This window comes from Streptomyces geranii, assembly GCF_002954775.1.
Taxonomy (GTDB): Bacteria; Actinomycetota; Actinomycetes; order Streptomycetales; family Streptomycetaceae; genus Streptomyces; species Streptomyces geranii.
On the sequence record NZ_PJME01000020.1, the window covers coordinates 1 to 19,254 of the forward strand.

Annotated in this window: 16 protein-coding genes; 11 read left to right on the forward strand and 5 right to left on the reverse strand. The window is 70.6% G+C overall.

Annotated features, from left to right (window positions below; translation table 11 throughout):
- The 7 genes from CW359_RS24950 to CW359_RS24980 all read left to right on the forward strand — a co-directional run.
- A partial coding sequence (locus CW359_RS24950) for an alpha-glucosidase C-terminal domain-containing protein (protein ID WP_157968633.1) occupies positions 1–656 on the forward strand: 656 nt, incomplete at its 5' end.
- Positions 657–660: 4 nt separating this feature from the next.
- Positions 661–2,379, forward strand: a complete 1,719-nt coding sequence (gene treS, locus CW359_RS24955) for a maltose alpha-D-glucosyltransferase (protein ID WP_105972357.1) — start codon at positions 661–663, stop codon at positions 2,377–2,379.
- Positions 2,380–2,407: 28 nt separating this feature from the next.
- Entirely contained in the window at positions 2,408–3,784 is a 1,377-nt protein-coding gene (locus CW359_RS24960) for a maltokinase N-terminal cap-like domain-containing protein (RefSeq protein WP_105972358.1), read from the forward strand.
- Positions 3,785–3,789: 5 nt separating this feature from the next.
- Positions 3,790–5,994, forward strand: a complete 2,205-nt coding sequence (gene glgB, locus CW359_RS24965) for a 1,4-alpha-glucan branching enzyme (RefSeq protein WP_105972359.1) — start codon at positions 3,790–3,792, stop codon at positions 5,992–5,994.
- A 163-nt stretch (positions 5,995–6,157) separates the two neighbouring features.
- On the forward strand, positions 6,158–8,065 hold the full coding sequence (locus tag CW359_RS24970; protein ID WP_105972360.1) for an AMP-dependent synthetase/ligase: 1,908 nt from the start codon (positions 6,158–6,160) through the stop codon (positions 8,063–8,065).
- 101 nt (positions 8,066–8,166) lie between these two features.
- Positions 8,167–9,060, forward strand: coding sequence for a Gfo/Idh/MocA family protein (locus CW359_RS24975; protein ID WP_105972361.1), 894 nt, complete (start codon positions 8,167–8,169; stop codon positions 9,058–9,060).
- Between the two features lie 363 nt (positions 9,061–9,423).
- On the forward strand, positions 9,424–9,879 hold the full coding sequence (locus CW359_RS24980) for a cyclic nucleotide-binding domain-containing protein (protein ID WP_105972362.1): 456 nt from the start codon (positions 9,424–9,426) through the stop codon (positions 9,877–9,879).
- 19 nt (positions 9,880–9,898) lie between these two features.
- On the opposite strand, the gene CW359_RS24985 is transcribed toward CW359_RS24980, so the two are convergent.
- Both CW359_RS24985 and CW359_RS24990 read right to left on the reverse strand, forming a co-directional pair.
- Positions 9,899–11,200: an MFS transporter gene (locus tag CW359_RS24985; protein ID WP_105972363.1), complete on the reverse strand. Its 1,302-nt coding sequence runs from the start codon at positions 11,198–11,200 to the stop codon at positions 9,899–9,901.
- A gap of 33 nt (positions 11,201–11,233) precedes the next feature.
- A complete protein-coding gene (locus CW359_RS24990; RefSeq protein ID WP_105972364.1) occupies positions 11,234–11,974 on the reverse strand; it encodes a TetR/AcrR family transcriptional regulator in 741 nt (246 codons plus the stop codon).
- 107 nt (positions 11,975–12,081) lie between these two features.
- On the opposite strand from CW359_RS24990, the gene CW359_RS24995 reads away from it, so the two are divergent.
- Positions 12,082–13,308 (forward strand): saccharopine dehydrogenase family protein, encoded by a 1,227-nt coding sequence (locus CW359_RS24995; RefSeq protein WP_105972365.1) that lies wholly within the window; start codon positions 12,082–12,084, stop codon positions 13,306–13,308.
- Between the two features lie 22 nt (positions 13,309–13,330).
- Here the strand turns inward: CW359_RS24995 and CW359_RS25000 are convergent, their stop codons facing one another.
- The gene (locus tag CW359_RS25000; RefSeq protein ID WP_105972366.1) at positions 13,331–14,755 is read right to left on the reverse strand and encodes a M1 family metallopeptidase; all 1,425 of its coding nucleotides are present in this window, start codon (positions 14,753–14,755) and stop codon (positions 13,331–13,333) included.
- A 160-nt stretch (positions 14,756–14,915) separates the two neighbouring features.
- On the opposite strand from CW359_RS25000, the gene CW359_RS25005 reads away from it, so the two are divergent.
- Positions 14,916–15,299 (forward strand): DUF488 domain-containing protein, encoded by a 384-nt coding sequence (locus CW359_RS25005; protein WP_105972367.1) that lies wholly within the window; start codon positions 14,916–14,918, stop codon positions 15,297–15,299.
- Here the strand turns inward: CW359_RS25005 and CW359_RS25010 are convergent.
- Together CW359_RS25010 and CW359_RS25015 are read right to left on the reverse strand one after the other, a co-directional pair.
- Complete coding sequence (locus tag CW359_RS25010) at positions 15,296–16,969, reverse strand: FAD-binding dehydrogenase (RefSeq protein ID WP_105972368.1); 1,674 nt, start codon at positions 16,967–16,969, stop codon at positions 15,296–15,298. The two genes, CW359_RS25005 and CW359_RS25010, sit on opposite strands and share 4 nt — an antisense overlap.
- 17 nt (positions 16,970–16,986) lie before the next feature.
- The gene (locus tag CW359_RS25015) at positions 16,987–17,628 is read right to left on the reverse strand and encodes a TetR/AcrR family transcriptional regulator (protein WP_105972369.1); all 642 of its coding nucleotides are present in this window, start codon (positions 17,626–17,628) and stop codon (positions 16,987–16,989) included.
- Positions 17,629–17,755: 127 nt separating this feature from the next.
- On the opposite strand from CW359_RS25015, the gene CW359_RS25020 reads away from it, so the two are divergent.
- Together CW359_RS25020 and CW359_RS25025 are read left to right on the forward strand one after the other, a co-directional pair.
- The gene (locus CW359_RS25020; protein ID WP_105972370.1) at positions 17,756–18,385 is read left to right on the forward strand and encodes an alpha-ketoglutarate-dependent dioxygenase AlkB; all 630 of its coding nucleotides are present in this window, start codon (positions 17,756–17,758) and stop codon (positions 18,383–18,385) included.
- A gap of 89 nt (positions 18,386–18,474) precedes the next feature.
- Positions 18,475–19,215 (forward strand): MBL fold metallo-hydrolase, encoded by a 741-nt coding sequence (locus tag CW359_RS25025; protein WP_105972371.1) that lies wholly within the window; start codon positions 18,475–18,477, stop codon positions 19,213–19,215.
- Positions 19,216–19,254: the final 39 nt, after the last annotated feature.

Genomic DNA, 19,254 nt, shown 5'->3' on the forward strand with positions numbered 1-19,254 from the left:
CCGACTACCTCACCGAACTGGCCGGCGAGACAGCCGCGTACATGCGCCCGAACTTTTTCGTCAACACGCCCGACATCCTGCACGCGTACCTTCAGCAGGGCGGGCGTCCCGCCTTCGAGGCCCGCGCTGTACTGGCCGCCACCCTCTCCCCCACCTGGGGCGTCTACAGCGGCTACGAACTCTGCGAGAACACCCCTCTGCGCGAGGGCAGCGAAGAATACCTGGACTCCGAGAAATACCAACTCCGGCCCAGGGACTGGGAATCGGCCGAGCGGAACGGGCTGTCGATCGCCCCGCTCATCACTTCCCTCAACCGGATCAGACGTGCCCATCCCGCTCTGCACCGGCTCAGGAATCTGCACTTCCACCGGACCGACAACGAAGCGGTGATCGCGTACAGCAAACGTTCCGGCGACGACACCGTGCTGGTGGTCGTGAACCTCGACGCCCACCACACCCAGGAGGCGACGGTCTCGTTGGACATGCCGCAACTCGGCCTGGACGAGCGGGAAGACACACGGCATTCCCTCACGGCGCACGACGAGTTGAGCGGCGAGACCTACCACTGGGGCCGGACCAATTACGTACGTCTGGAGCCGGGCAGGGCGCCGGCACACGTCTTTCACCTGCTGCGGTATTCGACTGGAGGCCAGTAACACCGTGACCGTCAACGATCCCGTCCCGGACACCTTCGAGGACACTCCCGCCAAGGACCGGGACCCCGAATGGTTCAAACGCGCCGTCTTCTACGAAGTCCTCGTCCGCTCCTTCCAGGACAGCAACGGCGACGGAGTCGGCGACCTCAAAGGCCTCACCGCCAAACTCGACTACCTCCAGTGGCTCGGCATCGACTGCCTCTGGCTGCCCCCCTTCTTCAAGTCACCGCTGAGGGACGGCGGTTACGACGTCTCCGACTACACCGCCGTCCTCCCCGAATTCGGAGACCTCGCCGACTTCGTCGAATTCGTCGACGCCGCCCACCAACGCGGCATGCGCGTCATCATCGACTTCGTCATGAACCACACCAGCGACGAACATCCGTGGTTCCAGGAGTCCAGGAGCAACCCTGAGGGCCCGTACGGGGATTACTACGTCTGGGCCGCCGACGACAAGCAGTACCAGGACGCGCGGATCATCTTCGTCGACACCGAGGCCTCCAACTGGACCTTCGACCCGGTCCGCAAGGAGTACTACTGGCACCGCTTCTTCTCCCACCAGCCGGACCTCAACTACGAGAACCCGGCCGTGCAGGAGGAAATTCTGGCCGCTCTGCGCTTCTGGCTCGACCTCGGCATCGACGGCTTCCGTCTCGACGCGGTCCCGTACCTCTACCAGGCCGAGGGCACCAACTGCGAGAACCTGCCGCGCACTCATGAGTTCCTGCGGCGGGTCCGGCGCGAGATCGACGCGATGTATCCGGACACGGTGTTGCTGGCGGAGGCGAACCAGTGGCCCGAGGACGTCGTCGACTACTTCGGCGACTTCCAGAGCGGCGGCGACGAATGCCACATGGCCTTCCACTTCCCCGTCATGCCCCGCATCTTCATGGCCGTCCGCCGCGAATCGCGCTACCCCGTCTCGGAGATCCTCGCCAAGACCCCCGCCATCCCCTCCAACTGCCAGTGGGGCATCTTCCTGCGCAACCACGACGAGCTGACCCTCGAAATGGTCACCGACGAAGAACGCGACTACATGTGGGCCGAATACGCCAAAGACCCCCGCATGCGCGCCAACATCGGCATCCGCCGCCGCCTCGCCCCGCTCCTGGACAACGACCGCAACCAGATCGAGCTGTTCACGGCTCTCCTGCTGTCCCTGCCGGGCTCGCCGATCCTCTACTACGGCGACGAGATCGGCATGGGCGACAACATCTGGCTCGGCGACCGCGACGCCGTCCGCACCCCCATGCAATGGACCCCGGACAGGAACGCGGGCTTCTCCTCCTGCGACCCGGGCCGTCTCTTCCTCCCCACGATCATGGACCCCGTCTACGGCTACCAGGTCACCAACGTCGAGGCGTCGATGTCGTCCCCGTCCTCGCTCCTGCACTGGACCCGGCGCATGATCGAGATCCGGAAACAGAACCCCGCCTTCGGACTGGGCTCCTACACCGAACTCCCCTCCTCCAACCCGGCCGTCATCGCCTTCCTGCGCGAATACAAGGACGACCTCGTCCTGTGCGTCCACAACTTCTCCCGCTTCGCCCAGCCCACCGAACTCGACCTACGGGCGTTCAGCGGCGCACACCCCGTCGAACTCATCGGCGGAGTCCGCTTCCCCGCCATCGGCGAACTCCCCTACCTGCTCACCCTCGCAGGCCACGGCTTCTACTGGTTCCGGCTCACCCGAGTCGCCCCACGCTCTGCCCGACGACCGTGAGTGTGTGCCCGCGAAAGGACGCGTGACCATGCCGAAGACCGCATCTCTTCGCCCGGGCAGGACGGACCTCGTCCGGCCGCTGGCCTCGCTCGGCGGGCCGCTGCGCGAATGGCTGCCCCAGCAGCGCTGGTTCGCGGGCAAGGACCGGCCCGTCACGGACCTGGCTCTGCTGTCGATGACCGAGCTGTTCCCGGGCTGTCTGCATCTGCTCGTCCGCACCGGGCACACCCCCGTCCCCACCCCCGGCGGCACTCCCCCGCCCGGCGACTGCTACCAGCTGCTCCTCGGCGTACGGAACCGTATGTCGCCCCACCTGCGCCGGGCACTCATCGGCCGTGCGGGCGAGGGGCCCCTGGCCGGGATGCTGATCTACGACGCCCTCCAGGACCCCCGGGCGGCGGGGCTGCTGCTGGAGCGGCTCCGGCGCCCCGGCACGGCGGGCCCGCTGCGTTTCGAGGCCGACCCCGGGGTCACCGTGCCCGCCGGGCTCGCCCCGCGGCTCCTCGACGTCGAGCAGTCCAACTCCTCGCTGGTGTACGGCGACTCGTTCATCCTGAAGGTGCTCCGACGCGTGCAGCCGGGTGTCCACCCCGACCTGGAGGTGCCCGCGGCCCTCGCCCGCCAGGGCTGTGCCCGGGTCCCCGCCCCGGCCGCCTGGTTCGGCACCGACCTGCCGCAGGACGCGACCCTCGGGGTGCTCCAGCCGTACCTGCCCGGCGCCTCCGACGGCTGGACGCTCGCCCTGCGCGCCCTCGCATCGGGGCACCCGTTCACCGACGAGGCCCACGAGCTGGGCCGCGCCACCGCCGACGTACACCTGGCCCTCGCGAGCGCCTTCCCCGGCGACACCCGCAGCCTGCGGCACGACACGCGTACGGCGGCGGCGATGGCCGAGCGGCTCGATGCCGCCGTACGCCATGTGCCTGCGCTGCGGCCGTACGCCCGGGGGCTGCGGGCCGCCTTCGACGCGTCGGCCGGACTCGACGCGGGGCCGGACGCGCAGCGCGTCCACGGTGATCTGCACCTCGGGCAGGTGCTGCGCTCCGGGGGTTCCGGCGGGGACTGGTTCGTGATCGACTTCGAGGGTGAGCCGTCCCGCCCCCTCTCCGAACGCCGCAGCGCCCAGTCGCCGGTGCGGGACATCGCGGGGATGCTGCGCTCCTTCGACTACGCCGCCCGTACGCGCCGTCCGTGGCGCACCGAGTGGGCGCGGCACTGCCGGGACGCCTACTGCGCGGGGTACGCGGCCCGGGCCGGCTGGGATCCGCGCCGCGTCCCCGGGCTGCTGCGCGCGTACGAGACCGACCGGGCCGTGTACGAGGTCGTGTACGAGGCACGGAACCGTCCCGACTGGCTCCCCGTCCCGATGGCGGCGATCGAGCGACTCGCCGTCCGAGGAGGCTGACCGCTGTGGCCCTGCACGACTCCGCCCTCCCCGACCCGTCCTCCCTGGGCAGACCGGACGCCCTGTGGGACGCCGACGAGCGGCAGCGCCTGCTCTCCGGCACCCATCACGACCCGCACGGGCTGCTCGGTGCGCATCCCGCGCCGGGCGGCGGGGTCGTCTTCCGTGCCCTGCGTCCGCGGGCGCGTGGCGTGAGCGTGGTCGTGGACGGGATGGCGTGCGCGCTGGACGACGACGGCGGCGGGTTCTTCAGCGCCGTGCTCCCCTTCCCCGGGCTGCCCTGCTACACGCTGCGAGTCGCGTACGAGGACGGCACGTCGGAAGTCGAGGATCCGTACCGCTTCCTGCCCGCGCTCGGTGAGCCGGATCTGCGTCTCATCCGCGAGGGGCGGCACGAGGAGCTGTGGAAGGCGCTCGGCGCCGAGCCGATGACCCACCAAGGCGTCACCGGCACCCGGTTCACCGTCTGGGCGCCCAACGCACGCGGGGTCCGGGTGGCCGGGGACTTCAACTTCTGGGACGCCACGGCGTATCCGATGCGTTCACTCGGCTCCTCCGGGGTGTGGGAGCTGTTCGTGCCCGGTATCAGTGCGGGCGAGCGGTACAAGTTCGAGGTCGTGGCGCGGGACGGCGGCCGGGTGATGAAGGTCGACCCGATGGCCCGGCGCACCGAGGTGCCGCCCGCGACGGCGTCCGTCGTCGCCGTCTCCGACTACGAGTGGGGCGACGAGGAGTGGCTGGCGCAGCGGTCCGGCAGTGCCGTGCACGAGGAGCCGTTCTCCGTGTACGAGGTCCATCTGCCGTCCTGGCGGCCCGGGTTGACGTATCGTCAGGTGGCCGACGAACTTCCCGCGTACGTCCGGGACTTGGGCTTCACGCATGTGCAGCTGATGCCGATCGCCGAGCATCCCTTCGGCGGGTCCTGGGGGTATCAGGTCACCTCCTACTACGCCCCGACGGCGCGACTGGGCTCCCCCGACGACTTCCGGTATCTGGTCGACTCGCTGCACCGGGCCGGGGTCGGTGTGCTGTTGGACTGGGTTCCGGCGCACTTCCCGAAGGACGAGTGGGCGTTGGCCCGGTTCGACGGGGAGCCGCTCTACGAGCCGGGTGACTGGCGGCGGGCCGAGCATCCGGACTGGGGGACCTACGAGTTCGACCTCGGGCGGACCGAGGTTCGCAACTTCCTGGTCGCCAACGCCGTGTACTGGTGCGAGGAGTTCCATCTCGACGGGCTGCGGGTGGACGCCGTCGCCTCGATGCTCTACCTCGACTATTCGCGCGACTCCGGGCAGTGGACGCCTAACGTGCACGGCGGGCGGGAGGACCTGGACGCGGTCGCCTTCCTCCAGGAGATGAACGCCACCGTGTACCGGCGGGTGCCGGGGGTCATGACGATCGCCGAGGAGTCCACCGCGTGGGGCGGGGTGACCCGGCCGACCGACAGCGGCGGGCTCGGCTTCGGGCTGAAGTGGAACATGGGCTGGATGCACGACTCGCTCGGATATGTGGGGCACGAGCCGGTCCATCGCCGGTACCACCACCACGAGATGACGTTCTCGATGGTGTACGCGTACAGCGAGAACTACGTACTCCCCATCTCCCACGACGAAGTCGTGCACGGCAAGCGGTCGTTGGTGTCGAAGATGCCCGGCGACTGGTGGCAGCAACGAGCGAACCATCGGGCGTACCTCGGTTTCATGTGGTCCCATCCCGGCAAGCAACTCCTCTTCATGGGCCAGGAGTTCGCCCAGGGCTCCGAGTGGTCCGAGGCGGACGGCCCTGACTGGTGGCTGCTGGACGCGGAGTACGGGGCCGGGGCCGACCATCGGGGTGTGCGCGATCTCGTCCGTGATCTCAACACCGTCTACCGGCGCACCCCCGCCCTCTGGCAGCTCGACACCGACCCCGCCGGTTTCCGGTGGGTGGCCGGGGACGCCGCCGAGGACAACGTCTTCGCGTTCCTGCGGTATGACGCGGCCGGGACGCCCCTGTTGGCGATCAGCAACTTCTCGCCCGTGGTCCGGCACGGCTACCGTCTCGACGTGCCCGGCTCGGTGCCCGCCTGGCAGGAGGTCCTCAACACCGACGCCGCCCGCTACGGAGGCGGTGATGTCCGCAACTCCGGGCCGGTGAAGGCCAGTTCGTCGGGTGTCGAGCTGACGCTGCCGCCGCTCGCCACGGTGTGGCTGGCGCCGGTGCGCGGATGAGGTGACGGGAACCGATGTCGCGGAAAGCGTGTTCCGAAACGTCTTCGGGGAAGGCGAGTTCACAGTTCCCGACAACAACGTCCGTCACCTGAGCTAGATTCGTTCACCGTCGATAACTCCACTCGTCGGCGCGGTCACAGCCAGTACGATCCAGGAGCAGCGCATGCGCGACTTCGCCCTCGCTCCCCCCACCACCGCACCCATGACAGGCGGTCTCGCCGACAGCGTCTTCGACACGGCGCTGCGGACACCGGACATGCCTCAGATCGCGCGCCGCCCCGACCCGGCCAAGCCGGAGTGGACCCGGGTGACGGCCGCCGAACTGCGCGACGAGGTGGTCGATCTCGCCAAGGGCTTCATCGCCTCCGGCATCTCACCGGGCCACCGCGTGGCCATCATGGCCCGTACCCGCTACGAGTGGACGGTCCTCTCGTACGCCCTGTGGGCGGTGGGCGCCGAGGTCGTGCCGATCTACCCGAGCTCCTCCCGCGACCAGGTCGCCTGGATCCTCTCCGACTCGCAGTGCAGCGCGGTCGTCGTCGAGGACGAACAGGGCCTGATGACCGTCGGCTCGGTGTGCACCTCGCTGCCCCTGCTGCGCCATGTGTGGCAGCTGGACGACGGCGCCCTCACCCAACTCGTCGAGCTGGGGCGGGAGGTGCCGATGACCACCGTCGACTCGCTGCGCCGGATCGTGCTGCCTGACTCGGCCGCGGTGATCGCCTACACCTCCGGCACGACCGGGCATCCCCGCGGCTGCGCCCTGAGCCACCGCAACCTGGCCAGCCCCTGCGACACCCTCCTCGCGGGCTGGCGGCACACTGCGGCCCCGCCCGGCCAGCAGCCCAGCGTCCTCGCCTTCCTGCCCTTCTCGCACGTGTACGGCCTGATGATCCAGGGCCTGTGCCTGCGCGGCGGCATGCTGATGGGCCACGAGCCCGACCTCAGCGGCGAGGCGCTGTCGTCGGCGCTGCTGTCCTTCCGGCCGACGTATCTGTACGCGGTGCCGTCGGTGTTCGAGAAGATCTACAAGAACTTCCTGCGCGCCGCCCAGAAGGCCGGCCGGGGCACCCTCTTCGAGCGGGCCGTCGCCACCGCCCGGGACTTCGCGACGGCGGTCGAGAGACAGCGGCTGGGCACCGGTTCCGGCCCCGGCTTCGACCTGCGGCTTCAGCACGCCCTGTACGAGCGGACGGTGTACCGCAAACTCCGTGCCGCCCTCGGCGGTCGCGTGTGCGGCGCGGTGTCGGGCGGCTCGCCCCTCAACCGTGAACTCGCCCTGTTCTACGCGGGCATCGGCATCCTCGTCCACGACGGCTACGGCCTCACCGAGACCAGCGGCGGCATCACCGCCCAGCCCGTGGGCCGGGAGAAGTTCGGCACGGTCGGACAGGCGCTGCCCGGCTCGGAGATCCGGGTCGCGGACGACGGCGAGATCCTCGTGTACGGCGCCTCCGTGTTCCAGGGGTACATCAACGACGACGCCTCCACCCGCGAGGCACTGCACACCGGCTGGCTGGCCACCGGGGACCTCGGGCGGCTGGACCAGGACGGGTATCTGACGATCACCGGGCGCAAGAAGGACATCATCATCACCAGCAGCGGCAAGAGCGTCGCGCCGGCCGCCCTGGAGCAGCGGCTGCGGGTGCATCCGCTGGTGCACCAGGCGGTGATCGTGGGCGACAACCGGCCGTGCGTGGGCGCCCTGATCACCCTCGACCCGGAGTTCCTGGCCCACTGGCGGGGTTCGCTCACCCTCCAGGAGGACGCCCCGGAACGGCAGGCGCGCGAGGAGAACGCCCTGCGGGAGGAGATCGGCCGGGCCGTCGCCGCCGCGAACAGCACGGTGTCGCGGTCCGAGTCGATCCGGGTGTTCCGGGTCCTCGGCGAACCCTTCGCCCTCAGCAACGGTCTGCTGACCCCGTCGATGAAGCTGCGCCGGGACGCGATCGTGCGGCACTACGCCGTCGAGATCGAGGCGATGTACCAGGCCCGGGCGCCCATCCCCCGGCCGAACCCGGCGGCGGAGGAGCTGGCGCGCTGGGAGGACGCCGACAACATGTTCCGCTGAGCGCACGGTCCGTAGACAGCGCGGACGCCGGTTGACGGTACGGCGGGCGGGCCCGCACAGTGATCTCCGTATCGGCCCTCCCGTACGGATTGGACCCTGTCGTGACCAGTACCAACGCACCGTGGTCGCACGCACCCGTCAAGGTCGGACTCGTCGGCGCCGGACCCTGGGCGCAGTGGGTGCACGCGCGCGTGCTGGCCGCCGGGCCGGAGACCGAGCTGGCCGGGGTCTGGGCCCGCCGCCCGGAGGCCGCGCAGGAGACGGCGGCGCCTTACGGGGCTCCGGTCGCCGCCCGGTTCGAGGAACTGCTCGACTCCTGCGAGGCACTGGCGTTCGCCGTACCGCCCGCCGTACAGGCCGAGTTGGCCCTGCGCGCCGCGAAGGCGGGCAAGGCGCTGCTGCTGGAGAAGCCGATCGCCGAGGATCTCGGGGCGGCCCGGCGGCTGGTGGACGCGATCGAGGAGGCCGGGGTCGTCTCGCAGGTCACCCTGACCAACCGCTACCACCCCGAGACGCGCCGCTTCCTGGCGGCGGCGCGCGAGTCGGAGGTGTTCGGCGCGCGGGCGGCGTTTCTGAGCGGTGCCTTCCTGGGCGGGGCGTTCTCGACCCCGTGGCGGCTCGAACACGGCGCACTGCTCGACCTGGGGCCGCACGTCCTCGATCTGCTCGACGCGGCCGTGGGCCGGATCGTACGGGTGCGCGGGGCCGGGGATACGCGCCGCTGGATCGAGCTGACCTGCGAGCACGAGAACGGCGCGGTCAGCCAGGCCTCCCTGTCCGGTTCGGTGAACGTGACACCGGGCATCGTCCGTGTCGAACTCTTCGGTTCGGGACCGGAGTTGGTGTTCGACGGTGAGTCGCTCGACCACGAGGAGACCTGGCCGGTACTGCGCCGCGAGTTCGCGACCGCCGTACGCACCGGTGTCCCGGGTGAGCTGGACGCCCGTCGGGGGCTGCATCTGCAGACGCTGATCGCCCAGGTGTCGGAGGCCTGAGCAGCCCGTAACGGCACGTGACGTGGATCACGGCCTGTCGGGGAGTCGATGCGGAACAACCGAGGGAGGCCGGCCGTTCTTGTCTACGTGGCTGCGGAGGGGACAGTGTCCCCGGGCCCTACCTATAGCCCATGGGGAAGATCGTTCGGCTGAAGCCCCATGGAGCCTTTCGCCGCGAGGCGACCGCCCTCCGTGTGCCACCACCTACGGCCCTGGCTGGTCTCCCCCGTCCAGCCAGGGCCTTCTTATGTCCTCTCGTGTCAAAAAATCGGTTCGTTCCCGTCGCCGAGGTGCCCGGCACGTCCGCAACGGCTCAAATGGGGGTAGGGGAAGCATCCAGATCGCCGGCGAGGAGCCCTGCTCATGACCAAAGCGACAAAGCTGCTGACCGCCCTGCCCCCGCCCCGCCGTGAGCGCCTGCTGGCCCTCGCGACCGAGGTGTCCTTCCCCGAGGACGAGACGATCTTCGAGGCGGGCGGCACCGCCGACCGCTTCTGGGTGGTCCGCTCCGGCGCGGTCTCCCTGGTGCAGCAGGTGACACCGGTCCAGCGGGTCACCGTGGCCAGCCTCGGCGCGGGCGATCTGCTCGGCTGGTCCTGGCTCTTCCCGCCCCACCAGTGGGACTTCGGCGCCGAGGCCTTCAGTCCCGTACGCGCGTACGAGTTCGATGCCGACGCGGTGCTCGAACTCTGCGAGGAGGAACCGGCCCTCGGGCTGCAGCTCGTGCGGATCATCGCGGAGATCCTCGCCCATCGGCTGGAGCTGACACGGGGCCGGCTGATGGAGCACTTCTCCCTGCACAAGCGGGGGCACGGGTGAGGAACGCCCGGCTCGCCGCTCAGACGCGGTAGCGGCGCAGCGCCGGCATCGCGGCCGTCACGGCCAGGGTGACGGCGACAACCAGGAGTCCGCCGCCCGCGACGGCCGTGCGGGTGCCGAGGGCGGACGCCGTGGTGCCGTGCAGCAGGTCGGCCAGCCGGGGGCCGCCCACGACGACGACCGTGAACACGCCCTGCATCCGGCCGCGCATCTCGTCGGTCGCCGCCGACAGCAGGATCGCCACCCGGAAGACGCTGGAGACCATGTCGGCGATCCCGGCGGCGACCAGGAACGCCACCGCGACCCACAGGCTGGTGCTCAGCCCGAACCCGGTGATCGCCAGCCCCCAGGCGACGACCGCTCCGATCACCATCCAGCCGTGCCACCGAGCCCGCGAGAACGTGCCGGAGAACAGCCCGCCGACCACCGCGCCCACCGGAATCGCGGCGAACATCAGCCCGAGGGCGAGTCCCTCCCCGTAGGGGGCGTACGTCTCGGCGGCGAGCTGCGGGAACAGGGCGCGGGGCATGCCGAAGACCATGGCGACGATGTCCGCGAGGAAGGACATCAGGAGCACCTTGTGCAGGGCGATGTAGCGGAACCCGGCCAGCACCTCGCGCGGGCCCGCCTTCCGGGAGGCCGCCGGAGACGGCGGGAGCGCGGGCAGCCGTACGACGGCCCAGAGGGCGACGCACAGGGCGAACGCGTCGATCAGATACAGCTCGGCGAGACCGATGACGGGTATCAGGGTGCCCGCGAGGAGCGGGCCCGTGACCAGGCCGGTCTGCATCACGGTCGAGCCGAGGGCGTTCGCGGCGGCGAGTTCCTCCTCGGGGACCAGCCGGGCGACGGCGGCGCTGCGGGCCGGTGAGTTCAGGCCGAAGAAGGCCTGCTGGAGGGCGAGCAGGACCATCAGGGTCGCCACCGAGTCGAGGCCGACGAAGGCCTGGATCCAGAACAGCAGCGAGGTGACCGCGATACCGGCGTTGGTGATCAGCATCAGCTTGCGGCGGTCCATGCTGTCGGCGACCGCGCCGCCCCACAGGGCGAACACGACCAGGGGCAGCAGTCCGGCGAGGCTCGCGTAGCCGACCCAGGCGGAGGAGCCGGTGATGTCGTAGATCTGCTTGGGCACGGCGACGGCGGTGAGCTGGCTGCCGACGGCGGTGACGGCGGTCGAGGACCACAGGCGGCGGTAGGCGGGGTGGCGCAGGGGGCGGGTGTCCATGGCCCAGCGGCGTCCGTGCGGGCGGGGCTCGTCCGGGGGCGCGGTCGGCTGCGGGTCCGAGTCGTTGCCGGTGCTGCTGTTGCTGGGGTCCACGGGTGTCCCGGTTGCTAGTTACATCCAATCGGCTCAGCTTTCAATATCACAGGAGCCGTCGGCGCTGCCGGGGCCGTTCGCGGCGAGCGTCCGGGCCGCGCTGTCCAGCAGCATGTCGAGGGCCGTCGGATAGGCGCTGGCGACCATACGGGCGGCCAGCAGCGGGGCCGCCTCGGCGATCCGGGGATGGGTGGTGCGGGGCAGCCGGGCGTAGGTCGAGCGCCACATGTCCTCGTCGGCGGTGAGGCTGGCGCGCGGCAGGGCCAGGGAGGCGGCGTCGAGGGCGGCGAAGGCCAGCGTCTGGTCGATGAAGGCGTGGTAGATCCGTACCGTCTCCGGCAGCGGGAAGCCCGCCCTGCGCAGGACGTCGAGGATGGCCTCGTCGGCGGCGAGTTCGTTGGCGCGGCCCGTGACGCGGCTGGCGGTCAGGACTGCGGCCTGGGGGTGGCCGACGTACACGGCGTGGATGCGCAGGCCTATTGCTCGCAGGTCCGGCAGCCACTCCCCCGTGGGCTGCCAGCCGTGCAGCGCCTGGCCGATGAGGGCGTCGCCGATGGCGAGGGTGAGGTCGTCCATGCCGCGGAAGTAGCGGTAGAGGGTGCTGGGGTCGGCGTCCAGGGCGAGGCCGAGGCGGCGGGCGGTGAGGCCCGCGCTGCCGTGTTCGCGGAGCATGCGCAGGGCGGTGTCGACGATGAGCCGCTCGGACAGCACGGTGCCGCTTCTGGTGGGGCGGCGACGGCGTCGCCTCTCCTCCGGAACCACCGGTTTCGGCACGGTCGCTCGCCTCCCGCTCTTATGCCAACGCCATTGACCTTACGTGACGACAAGGCGTTGGATCGGCGGACAACAGCATCGGAACCTTCGCAAAAGGGAGTTTTGCCATGCGTGTGCTGCTCGTGGGCGCCGGCGGTGTGGGGACCGCGATCACCCGGATCGCCGCCCGGCGCTCCTTCTTCGACCGGATGGTCGTGGCCGACTACGACCCGGCGCGGGCGGAGGCGGCGGTCGCGGCACTCGGGGACGGGGATGGGGCCGCCCGGTTCGTGGCGGAGCGCGTCGACGCGTCCGACGAGGCGGCGGTGGCGGAGCTGCTGGCCCGGCACGGGTGCGATGTGCTCCTCAACGCGACCGACCCGCGCTTCGTGATGCCGCTGTTCCGCGCGGCCGGTACCGCCGGGGTCACCTATGTCGACATGGCGATGTCCCTGTCACGACCGGACGCCGAACGCCCGTACGAGGTGTGCGGGGTGAAGCTCGGCGACGAGCAGTTCGCGGCGGCCGACGAGTGGGCGAAGGCGGGCGCGCTGGCCCTGGTCGGCATGGGTGTGGAGCCGGGCATGTCCGATGTGTTCGCGCGGCACGCGGCCGACGAACTCTTCGACGAGATCGAGGAGATCGGCATCCGCGACGGCGCGAACCTCACCGTCGACGGCTACGACTTCGCGCCGTCCTTCAGCATCTGGACGACGATCGAGGAGTGCCTCAACCCGCCGGTCGTCTACGAGGCGGACCGGGGCTGGTTCACCACGGAACCCTTCAGCGAGCCGGAGGTGTTCGACTTCCCGGAGGGCATCGGCCCGGTGGAGTGCGTGAACGTCGAGCACGAGGAGGTGCTGCTCGTGCCGCGCTGGGTCGACGCGCGCCGGGTCACCTTCAAGTACGGCCTGGGCGACGAGTTCATCCAGACCCTGAAGACACTGCACCTGCTGGGCCTGGACCGCACCGACCCGGTGACCGTCCCGAGCGCCTCGGGCCCGGTCGCCGTGTCGCCCCGGGACGTCGTCGCCGCCTGTCTGCCCGACCCGGCGACGCTGGGCGAGCGCATGCACGGCAAGACGTGCGCGGGGACCTGGGTCAAGGGCACGAAGGACGGCCAGCCCCGCGAGGTGTACCTCTACCACGTGGTCGACAACCAGTGGTCGATGGCGGAGTACGGCTCGCAGGCGGTGGTGTGGCAGACGGCGATCAATCCGGTCGTCGCACTGGAACTCGTCGCCACCGGCGCCTGGACGGGCGCGGGCGTCCTGGGCCCGGAGGCGTTCCCGGCCCGCCCCTTCCTGGACCTGCTGGAGGCGTACGGCTCGCCGTGGGGCATGCGCGAGCAGTGACGCCTCCAACCGTCCGACGGCTCTACGGGGCGGACGGCTTGCCCTTGGTGCCGATCCAGGTCAGGAACAGCTGGTCCAGGTCCTTGCCGGAGAGGCGCTCGGCGAGGGCGGTGAACTGGGCGGTCGTACCGTGGCCGTTGCGGTTCTGGGCGGCCCAGGTGCGCAGGATCTTGAAGAACGCCGGGTCGCCGACGGCCTTGCGGAGCTTGTGCAGGGCCATGGCGCCCCGCGAGTAGACGGGGGTGCCGAAGATGTTCGCGCCGCTGCCCGGGTCGGCGGGCGGGAAGGACCACAGGTCGTCGCTCGCGGGCGTGGCGTACAGGTCGTCGAAGGTCTTCTGGGCGCTCGGGCCGCCGTGCTGTTCCGCGTACAGCCACTCCGTGTAGGTCGCGAAGCCCTCGTTGAGCCAGATGTCCTTCCAGGTGGTGAGGGTGACGGAGTCACCGAACCACTGGTGGGCGGACTCGTGGACCAGGGTGCTCAGATCGGGTGCCTGGTCGTACACGGGCCGGGTCTGCGTCTCCAGGGCGAAGCCGACCTGCGGGGCGCGGTCGACGATGGCTCCGGCGGCCTTGTACGGGTAGGGGCCGAAGAGTTTGGCCTCCCACTCCAGGACGGACGGCAGCTTCTTCAGCACGGGCGCGGCGGCGGTGGCCTCGCGCGGGTCGACGGCGTTGTAGACCTTTATGCCGCCGCGGGTCGTGTACTGCTCGACCTTGAACTTCCCGACCGTGGCGGTGGCCAGGTAGGCGGCCATCGGCTCGGACTGGCGCCAGCGGAAGGTGGACTTGCCGTGCGCGGTCTTCTGGCCCAGGAAGACGCCGTTGGCGACGGCGGTGCGCCCCTGCGGGACGGTGATCGTGAAGTCGTAGGAGGACTTGTCCTTGGGGTGGTTGTTGCCGGGGAACCAGCTCATGGAACCCTGCGGCTCCCCGGCGACGAACACGCCGTCGTCGGTGGCGATCCAGCCGTCCTTCGAGCCGTCCGGGTCGATGACCGCCTTCGGGACGCCGCTGTAGGTGACGGCGACCTGGAAGGTCTGGTTCTTGTTCAGGGCACGGCGCGGGCTGACGATCAGTTCCTGCCCGGAGCGCTGGAAACCGGCCTTCACGCGGTCCACGGTCAGGGCGGTGACCTTGAGGCCGCTGAGGTCGAGGTTGAAGCGGGTGAGCTTCTGGGTGGCGCGGACGGTGAGCACCGCCTTGCCGTCGAGGCGGCGGCTGGTGGGGTCGTAGCGGAGGTTCAGGTCGTAGTGAGCGACGTGGTAGCCGCCGTTTCCGGACAGCGGGAAGTACGGGTCGCCCACACCTGAAGTGCCGGTCGTCGCGGCTCCGGCGGGCCCGGCGGCGGCCAGCAGGGCCGCGAGGGCGACGGGCACGGTCGCGACGACGGCGTCACGGCGGAGAACTGCGGTGCGTGTGCCTGCGTACTTCCTGGGGGGTCTCACGCGAGCTCCTACGGTTCAGGGTCTGATCATCTTCAGGCTTTTCACCCTAGAGGCGCCACCGCGCGAATTCCTCCTCCTTATGGTCAAGTTGCGAGGCCACATGACCACCCGCATCATTCTTTCGGCCAGTGACCCGCATCTCCCGCACCGGAGGCCCCTCGTGACCGTCCGCGTCCGCCGTGTCTACGACCCTCCCGAGCCGGACGACGGCGTCCGCGTCCTGGTCGACCGGCTCTGGCCGCGCGGCCTGTCCAAGGACGCGGCCCGCGTCGACGAGTGGCCGAAGGCGCTCACCCCGTCGACCGAGCTGCGCCGCTGGTATCACGCCCAGGAGGACACAGCCGACTCGTACGAGGAGTTCCGGCGCCGTTACGAGGCCGAACTGGCCGCCCCCGAAGCGGCCGAGTCGCTCGACGCGCTGCGTGAACTCGTCGGCCGGGGCCCGGTGACGCTCCTCAGCGCCACCAAGTCCCCTGACCACAGCCATGCTTCGGTCCTCGTCGAACTCCTGACGTCCGGGCGCGAACCCCAAGCAGTCGCCTAGGCCGTCGCCCGTGCCGCCGCCCGTCCGGCCGCGCGGCCCGAGAAGAGGCAGCCGCCGAGGAAGGTGCCCTCAAGGGCGTTGTAGCCGTGGACGCCGCCGCCGCCGAAGCCCGCCACCTCGCCGGCCGCGTACAGGCCCTCGACTGGTTCGCCCGTCGCGCCCAGGGCGCGGGAGTCGAGGTCCGTCTGGATGCCGCCGAGGGTCTTGCGGGTGAGGGTGTGCAGTTTGACGCCGATGAGCGGGCCCGCCTCGGGGTCGAGGACGCGGTGCGGGGTGGCCGTGCGGCCGAGGCGGTCGCCGATGTAGCGGCGGGAGTTGCGGATGCCCTGGATCTGGGCGTCCTTGCTGTAGGGGTTGGCGATCTGGAGGTCGCGGGCCTCGATCTGGCGGCGCACCTGGGCCGTGTCGAGCAGCGGCTTGTCGGTCAGCCCGTTCATCTTGCCGATGAGCTGGTCCAGGTTGTCGGCGACCACGAAGTCCGCGCCGTGCTTCACGAAGTCGGCGACCGGGCCGGGGGCGCCCTTGCCGAGGATGCGCTCCTTGAGGAACGCCTTGCGGTTCTTGGCGGTGATGTCGGGGTTCTGCTCGGAGCCCGAGAGCGCGAACTCCTTCTCGATCATCCGCTGGGTGAGGATGAACCAGGAGTGGTCGTGCTCGGCCAGGTCCTCGGTGGTGCGCAGGTACTTGAGGGTGCTGAGGGTGTCGTACCCGGGCAGGCAGGGGTCCGGAAGGCGGCGGCCGAGCGCGTCGAACCACATGGAGGACGGGCCGGGCAGGATGCGGATGCCGTGGCCGGGCCAGATCGGGCTCCAGTTCTGGATGCCCTCGGTGTAGTGCCACATGCGGTCGCGGTTGACCAGGCGGACACCGGCCTCGGCGCTGATGTCGAGCATGCGGCCGTCGACGTAGGCGGGCACGCCGGTCACCATGTTGGCCGGGGCCTTGCCGAGCCGCTCGGGCCAGTACTGGCGCACGATGTCGTGGTTGGCGCCGATGCCGCCGGTGGTGACGATCACGGCCTGGGCGGCGAGTTCGAAGTCGCCGATCCGGTCGCGGTTGGACGCCACTCCGCGCGGTGAGGTGTCCTCGGCGAGGACCGTGCCGCGTACCCCGCGCACGGCGCCGTCCGTGACGACCAGCTCGTCGACCTGGTGGCGGTGGTAGAAGGTCAGCAGCCCCGCGCGGGAGGCCTGCTTGGCGCTGAGCACGAACGGCTCGACGACCCCGGTGCCGGTGCCCCAGGAGACGTGGAAGCGGGGTACGGAGTTGCCGTGGCCGTGGGCGCGCAGATCGCCGCGTTCCGCCCAGCCGACGGTGGGCAGGAAGGAGATGCCGTGCCCGGCGAGCCAGGACCGCTTCTCCCCCGCCGCGAACTCGACGTAGGCGCGGGCCCACTTGACGGCCCAGGAGTCCTCGTCGTCGATCCGGTCGAACTGGGCGCTGCCCTGCCAGTCGCTCCAGGCGAGGTCGAAGGAGTCCTTGATGCCGACGCGCCGCTGTTCCGGCGAGTCGACGAGGAACAGCCCGCCGAAGGACCAGAAGGCCTGTCCGCCGAGGTTGGCGGCGTTCTCCTGGTCGACGAGCGCGACCCGTCGGCCCTTGCTGGTCAGCTCGTGCGCCGCGACCAGTCCGGCGAGGCCGGCTCCGACGACGATGACGTCCGCATCCATGGCGACCGTTCCCTTTCTCATCCGCCGCTGCGCGCGGCCGGGTTGTCGCTGCCGTGGGTGAGCAGTGCGGTGAGCAGCTGCTTGAGCCACGCGCGCGCGTGCTCGACGTCCTTGTCGAGCAGCAGTTGGGTCGTGACCCCGTCGTACGCGGCGATCACCGCGTGGGCGGCGCCCCCGGTGTCGCCGAGTACGGCGGGCAGTTCGGTGTGTCCGGTGGCCCGGGCGAGCCGCTCCGCGATGGCCCCCCGGAGCCGTTCGCGGTGTTCCAGAAGGGTCTGGGCGACGGCAGGCGCCCTGGCCGCGTGCACCAGGAAGTCGGTCTTGACCAGCAGCCAGTCCAGGTCGAGCAGCAGTACCTCGGTGACCCGGTCGACGGCGGCGGGCACGTCGAGGTCCGGGCCGTCCAGGGCGAGGGCGCCCGCGACCTGGTCGGCGATCAGTCCAGCGCGTTCCGCGTAGAGGGCGAAGAACAGTTCGTCGAGGCTGTCGAAGTTCGAGTAGAAGGCACCTCTGCTGTAGCCGGCGGCCTCGCAGACCTCCTCGATGGAGACCCGCCCGAACCCCTTCGCGGCGAACACCGCGAACGCGGCCTCCAGCAGATTGGCGCGCGTGCGGACACGCCGTTTGGTCACCCGCCCCGCCGTCGCCTCGCCCGCCATGTCCGGACCTCCGTTCGATACGGGAATGTATCCGATACATCGATGTATCCAAAGGGTCCGGGAGGGAGAAGATCTGGCCACCCTCAAAATGGGAACATATATTCGAATACCGGAGTACGCTGATGTCATGACCGCGCATCTCCAGGGCTCCCTCTTCGACCAGACCGACGAGATCCGGCTCGGCGCACTGGCCGGAATCCGGCGCACGCCGCTCGGTCAGGGCGCCTGGATCGACGTACTGCCGGGGTGGCTACACGGCGCGGACGCCCTGTTCGAACAGCTGGCCGCCGAGGTCCCCTGGCAGGCCGAGCGCCGCAGGATGTACGACCAGGTCGTGGACGTACCCCGGCTGCTGGCCTTCTACGGCGAGCGGGACGAGCTGCCGCACCCGGTGCTGTCCCGCGCGCGGGACGCGCTCGGTGCGTACTACTCGGCCGAACTCGGGGAGCCGTTCACCACGGCCGGGCTCTGCTTCTACCGGGACGGGCGGGACAGCGTCGCCTGGCACGGTGACCGGTTCGGGCGCGGTGCGCGCGAGGACACCATGGTCGCGATCCTCTCCGTGGGCGCGCCGCGCGACCTGCTGCTGCGGCCGGTGCGGGGCGGCGGTGAGACCGTACGGCGTCCGCTGGGGCACGGCGATCTGATCGTGATGGGCGGCTCCTGTCAGCGCACCTGGGAGCACGCCGTTCCCAAGAGCACACGGGCCACGGGGCCGCGGATCAGCGTCCAGTTCCGGCCCCGCGGGGTGCGGTAGGGCGTGGGGGCCCGCCCTGTGGTGGGCCGCTTCCCCGGCGTCTGCTTTGCTGTGCGTCGTCCGGCAGCGAACTGCAGAACGGGAAGATCATGCGGGCAGAGGTCCACCAAGTCGCCGATGGCATTTACCTCGTACACGGAAGCAACACCAACTGGGTGATCGTCAGCGAGGGGGACGCCGTCACGCTGATCGACACGGGGTACCCCGGGGACCGGCAGCTGGTGCTCGACTCGCTGGCGCAGGTGGGAAGTTCGCCGGAGGCGGTCACGGCGATACTCGTGACGCACGCGCACAACGACCACATCGGCTCGGCCGAGTACCTGCGCGCCACGTACGGCACGCCGGTGCTGACCCACGAGGCCGAAGTGCCGCACGCGCGCCGGGACTTCCTGCACCAGGTGAGCGTCGGCGAGGTGCTGAAGAACGGCTGGCGACCCGGCGTGCTCCCCTGGGCGGTGCACGCGATCCGCTCCGGCGGTACGGCGAAGGTGCCGGTGGCCGAGCCGCAGCCGTTCCCGGAGGCGCTCGACCTGCCGGGCGGGCCCGTCCCCGTGCACACCCCCGGACACACGGACGGCCACTGCGCCTTCCACCTCCCGGACGCCGGCGTCGTGGTCTCGGGCGACGCCCTGGTCAGCGCGCACCCCACCTCCCGGCTCAAGGGCCCGCAGCTGCTGCCGGACATGTTCCACCGGGAACGCGCGCGTGCCGTGGCCTCGCTGGACCTGCTGGAGGGGCTCGCGGCCGATGTCGTACTCCCCGGGCACGGTCCCGTGCACCACGGGAGCGTGCGGGAGGCCGCTCGGCAGGCGCGGGAACGAGCCAGCTGAAGTGGCGTTCTAGAGTGAGCTGACGATCACCGGCGGGAC

Excerpts from the sequence above, each read along its gene's own strand:
- CW359_RS24960 (WP_105972358.1), top strand. The coding sequence starts at position 2,408 with ATGCCGAAGACCGCATCTCTTCGCCCGGGCAGGACGGACCTCGTCCGG.
- CW359_RS24970 (WP_105972360.1), top strand. The coding sequence starts at position 6,158 with ATGCGCGACTTCGCCCTCGCTCCCCCCACCACCGCACCCATGACAGGC.
- CW359_RS24980 (WP_105972362.1), top strand. The coding sequence starts at position 9,424 with ATGACCAAAGCGACAAAGCTGCTGACCGCCCTGCCCCCGCCCCGCCGT.
- CW359_RS24995 (WP_105972365.1), top strand. The coding sequence starts at position 12,082 with ATGCGTGTGCTGCTCGTGGGCGCCGGCGGTGTGGGGACCGCGATCACC.
- CW359_RS25010 (WP_105972368.1), bottom strand. The coding sequence starts at position 16,969 with ATGGATGCGGACGTCATCGTCGTCGGAGCCGGCCTCGCCGGACTGGTC.
- CW359_RS25015 (WP_105972369.1), bottom strand. The coding sequence starts at position 17,628 with ATGGCGGGCGAGGCGACGGCGGGGCGGGTGACCAAACGGCGTGTCCGC.
- CW359_RS25020 (WP_105972370.1), top strand. The coding sequence starts at position 17,756 with ATGACCGCGCATCTCCAGGGCTCCCTCTTCGACCAGACCGACGAGATC.
- CW359_RS25025 (WP_105972371.1), top strand. The coding sequence starts at position 18,475 with ATGCGGGCAGAGGTCCACCAAGTCGCCGATGGCATTTACCTCGTACAC.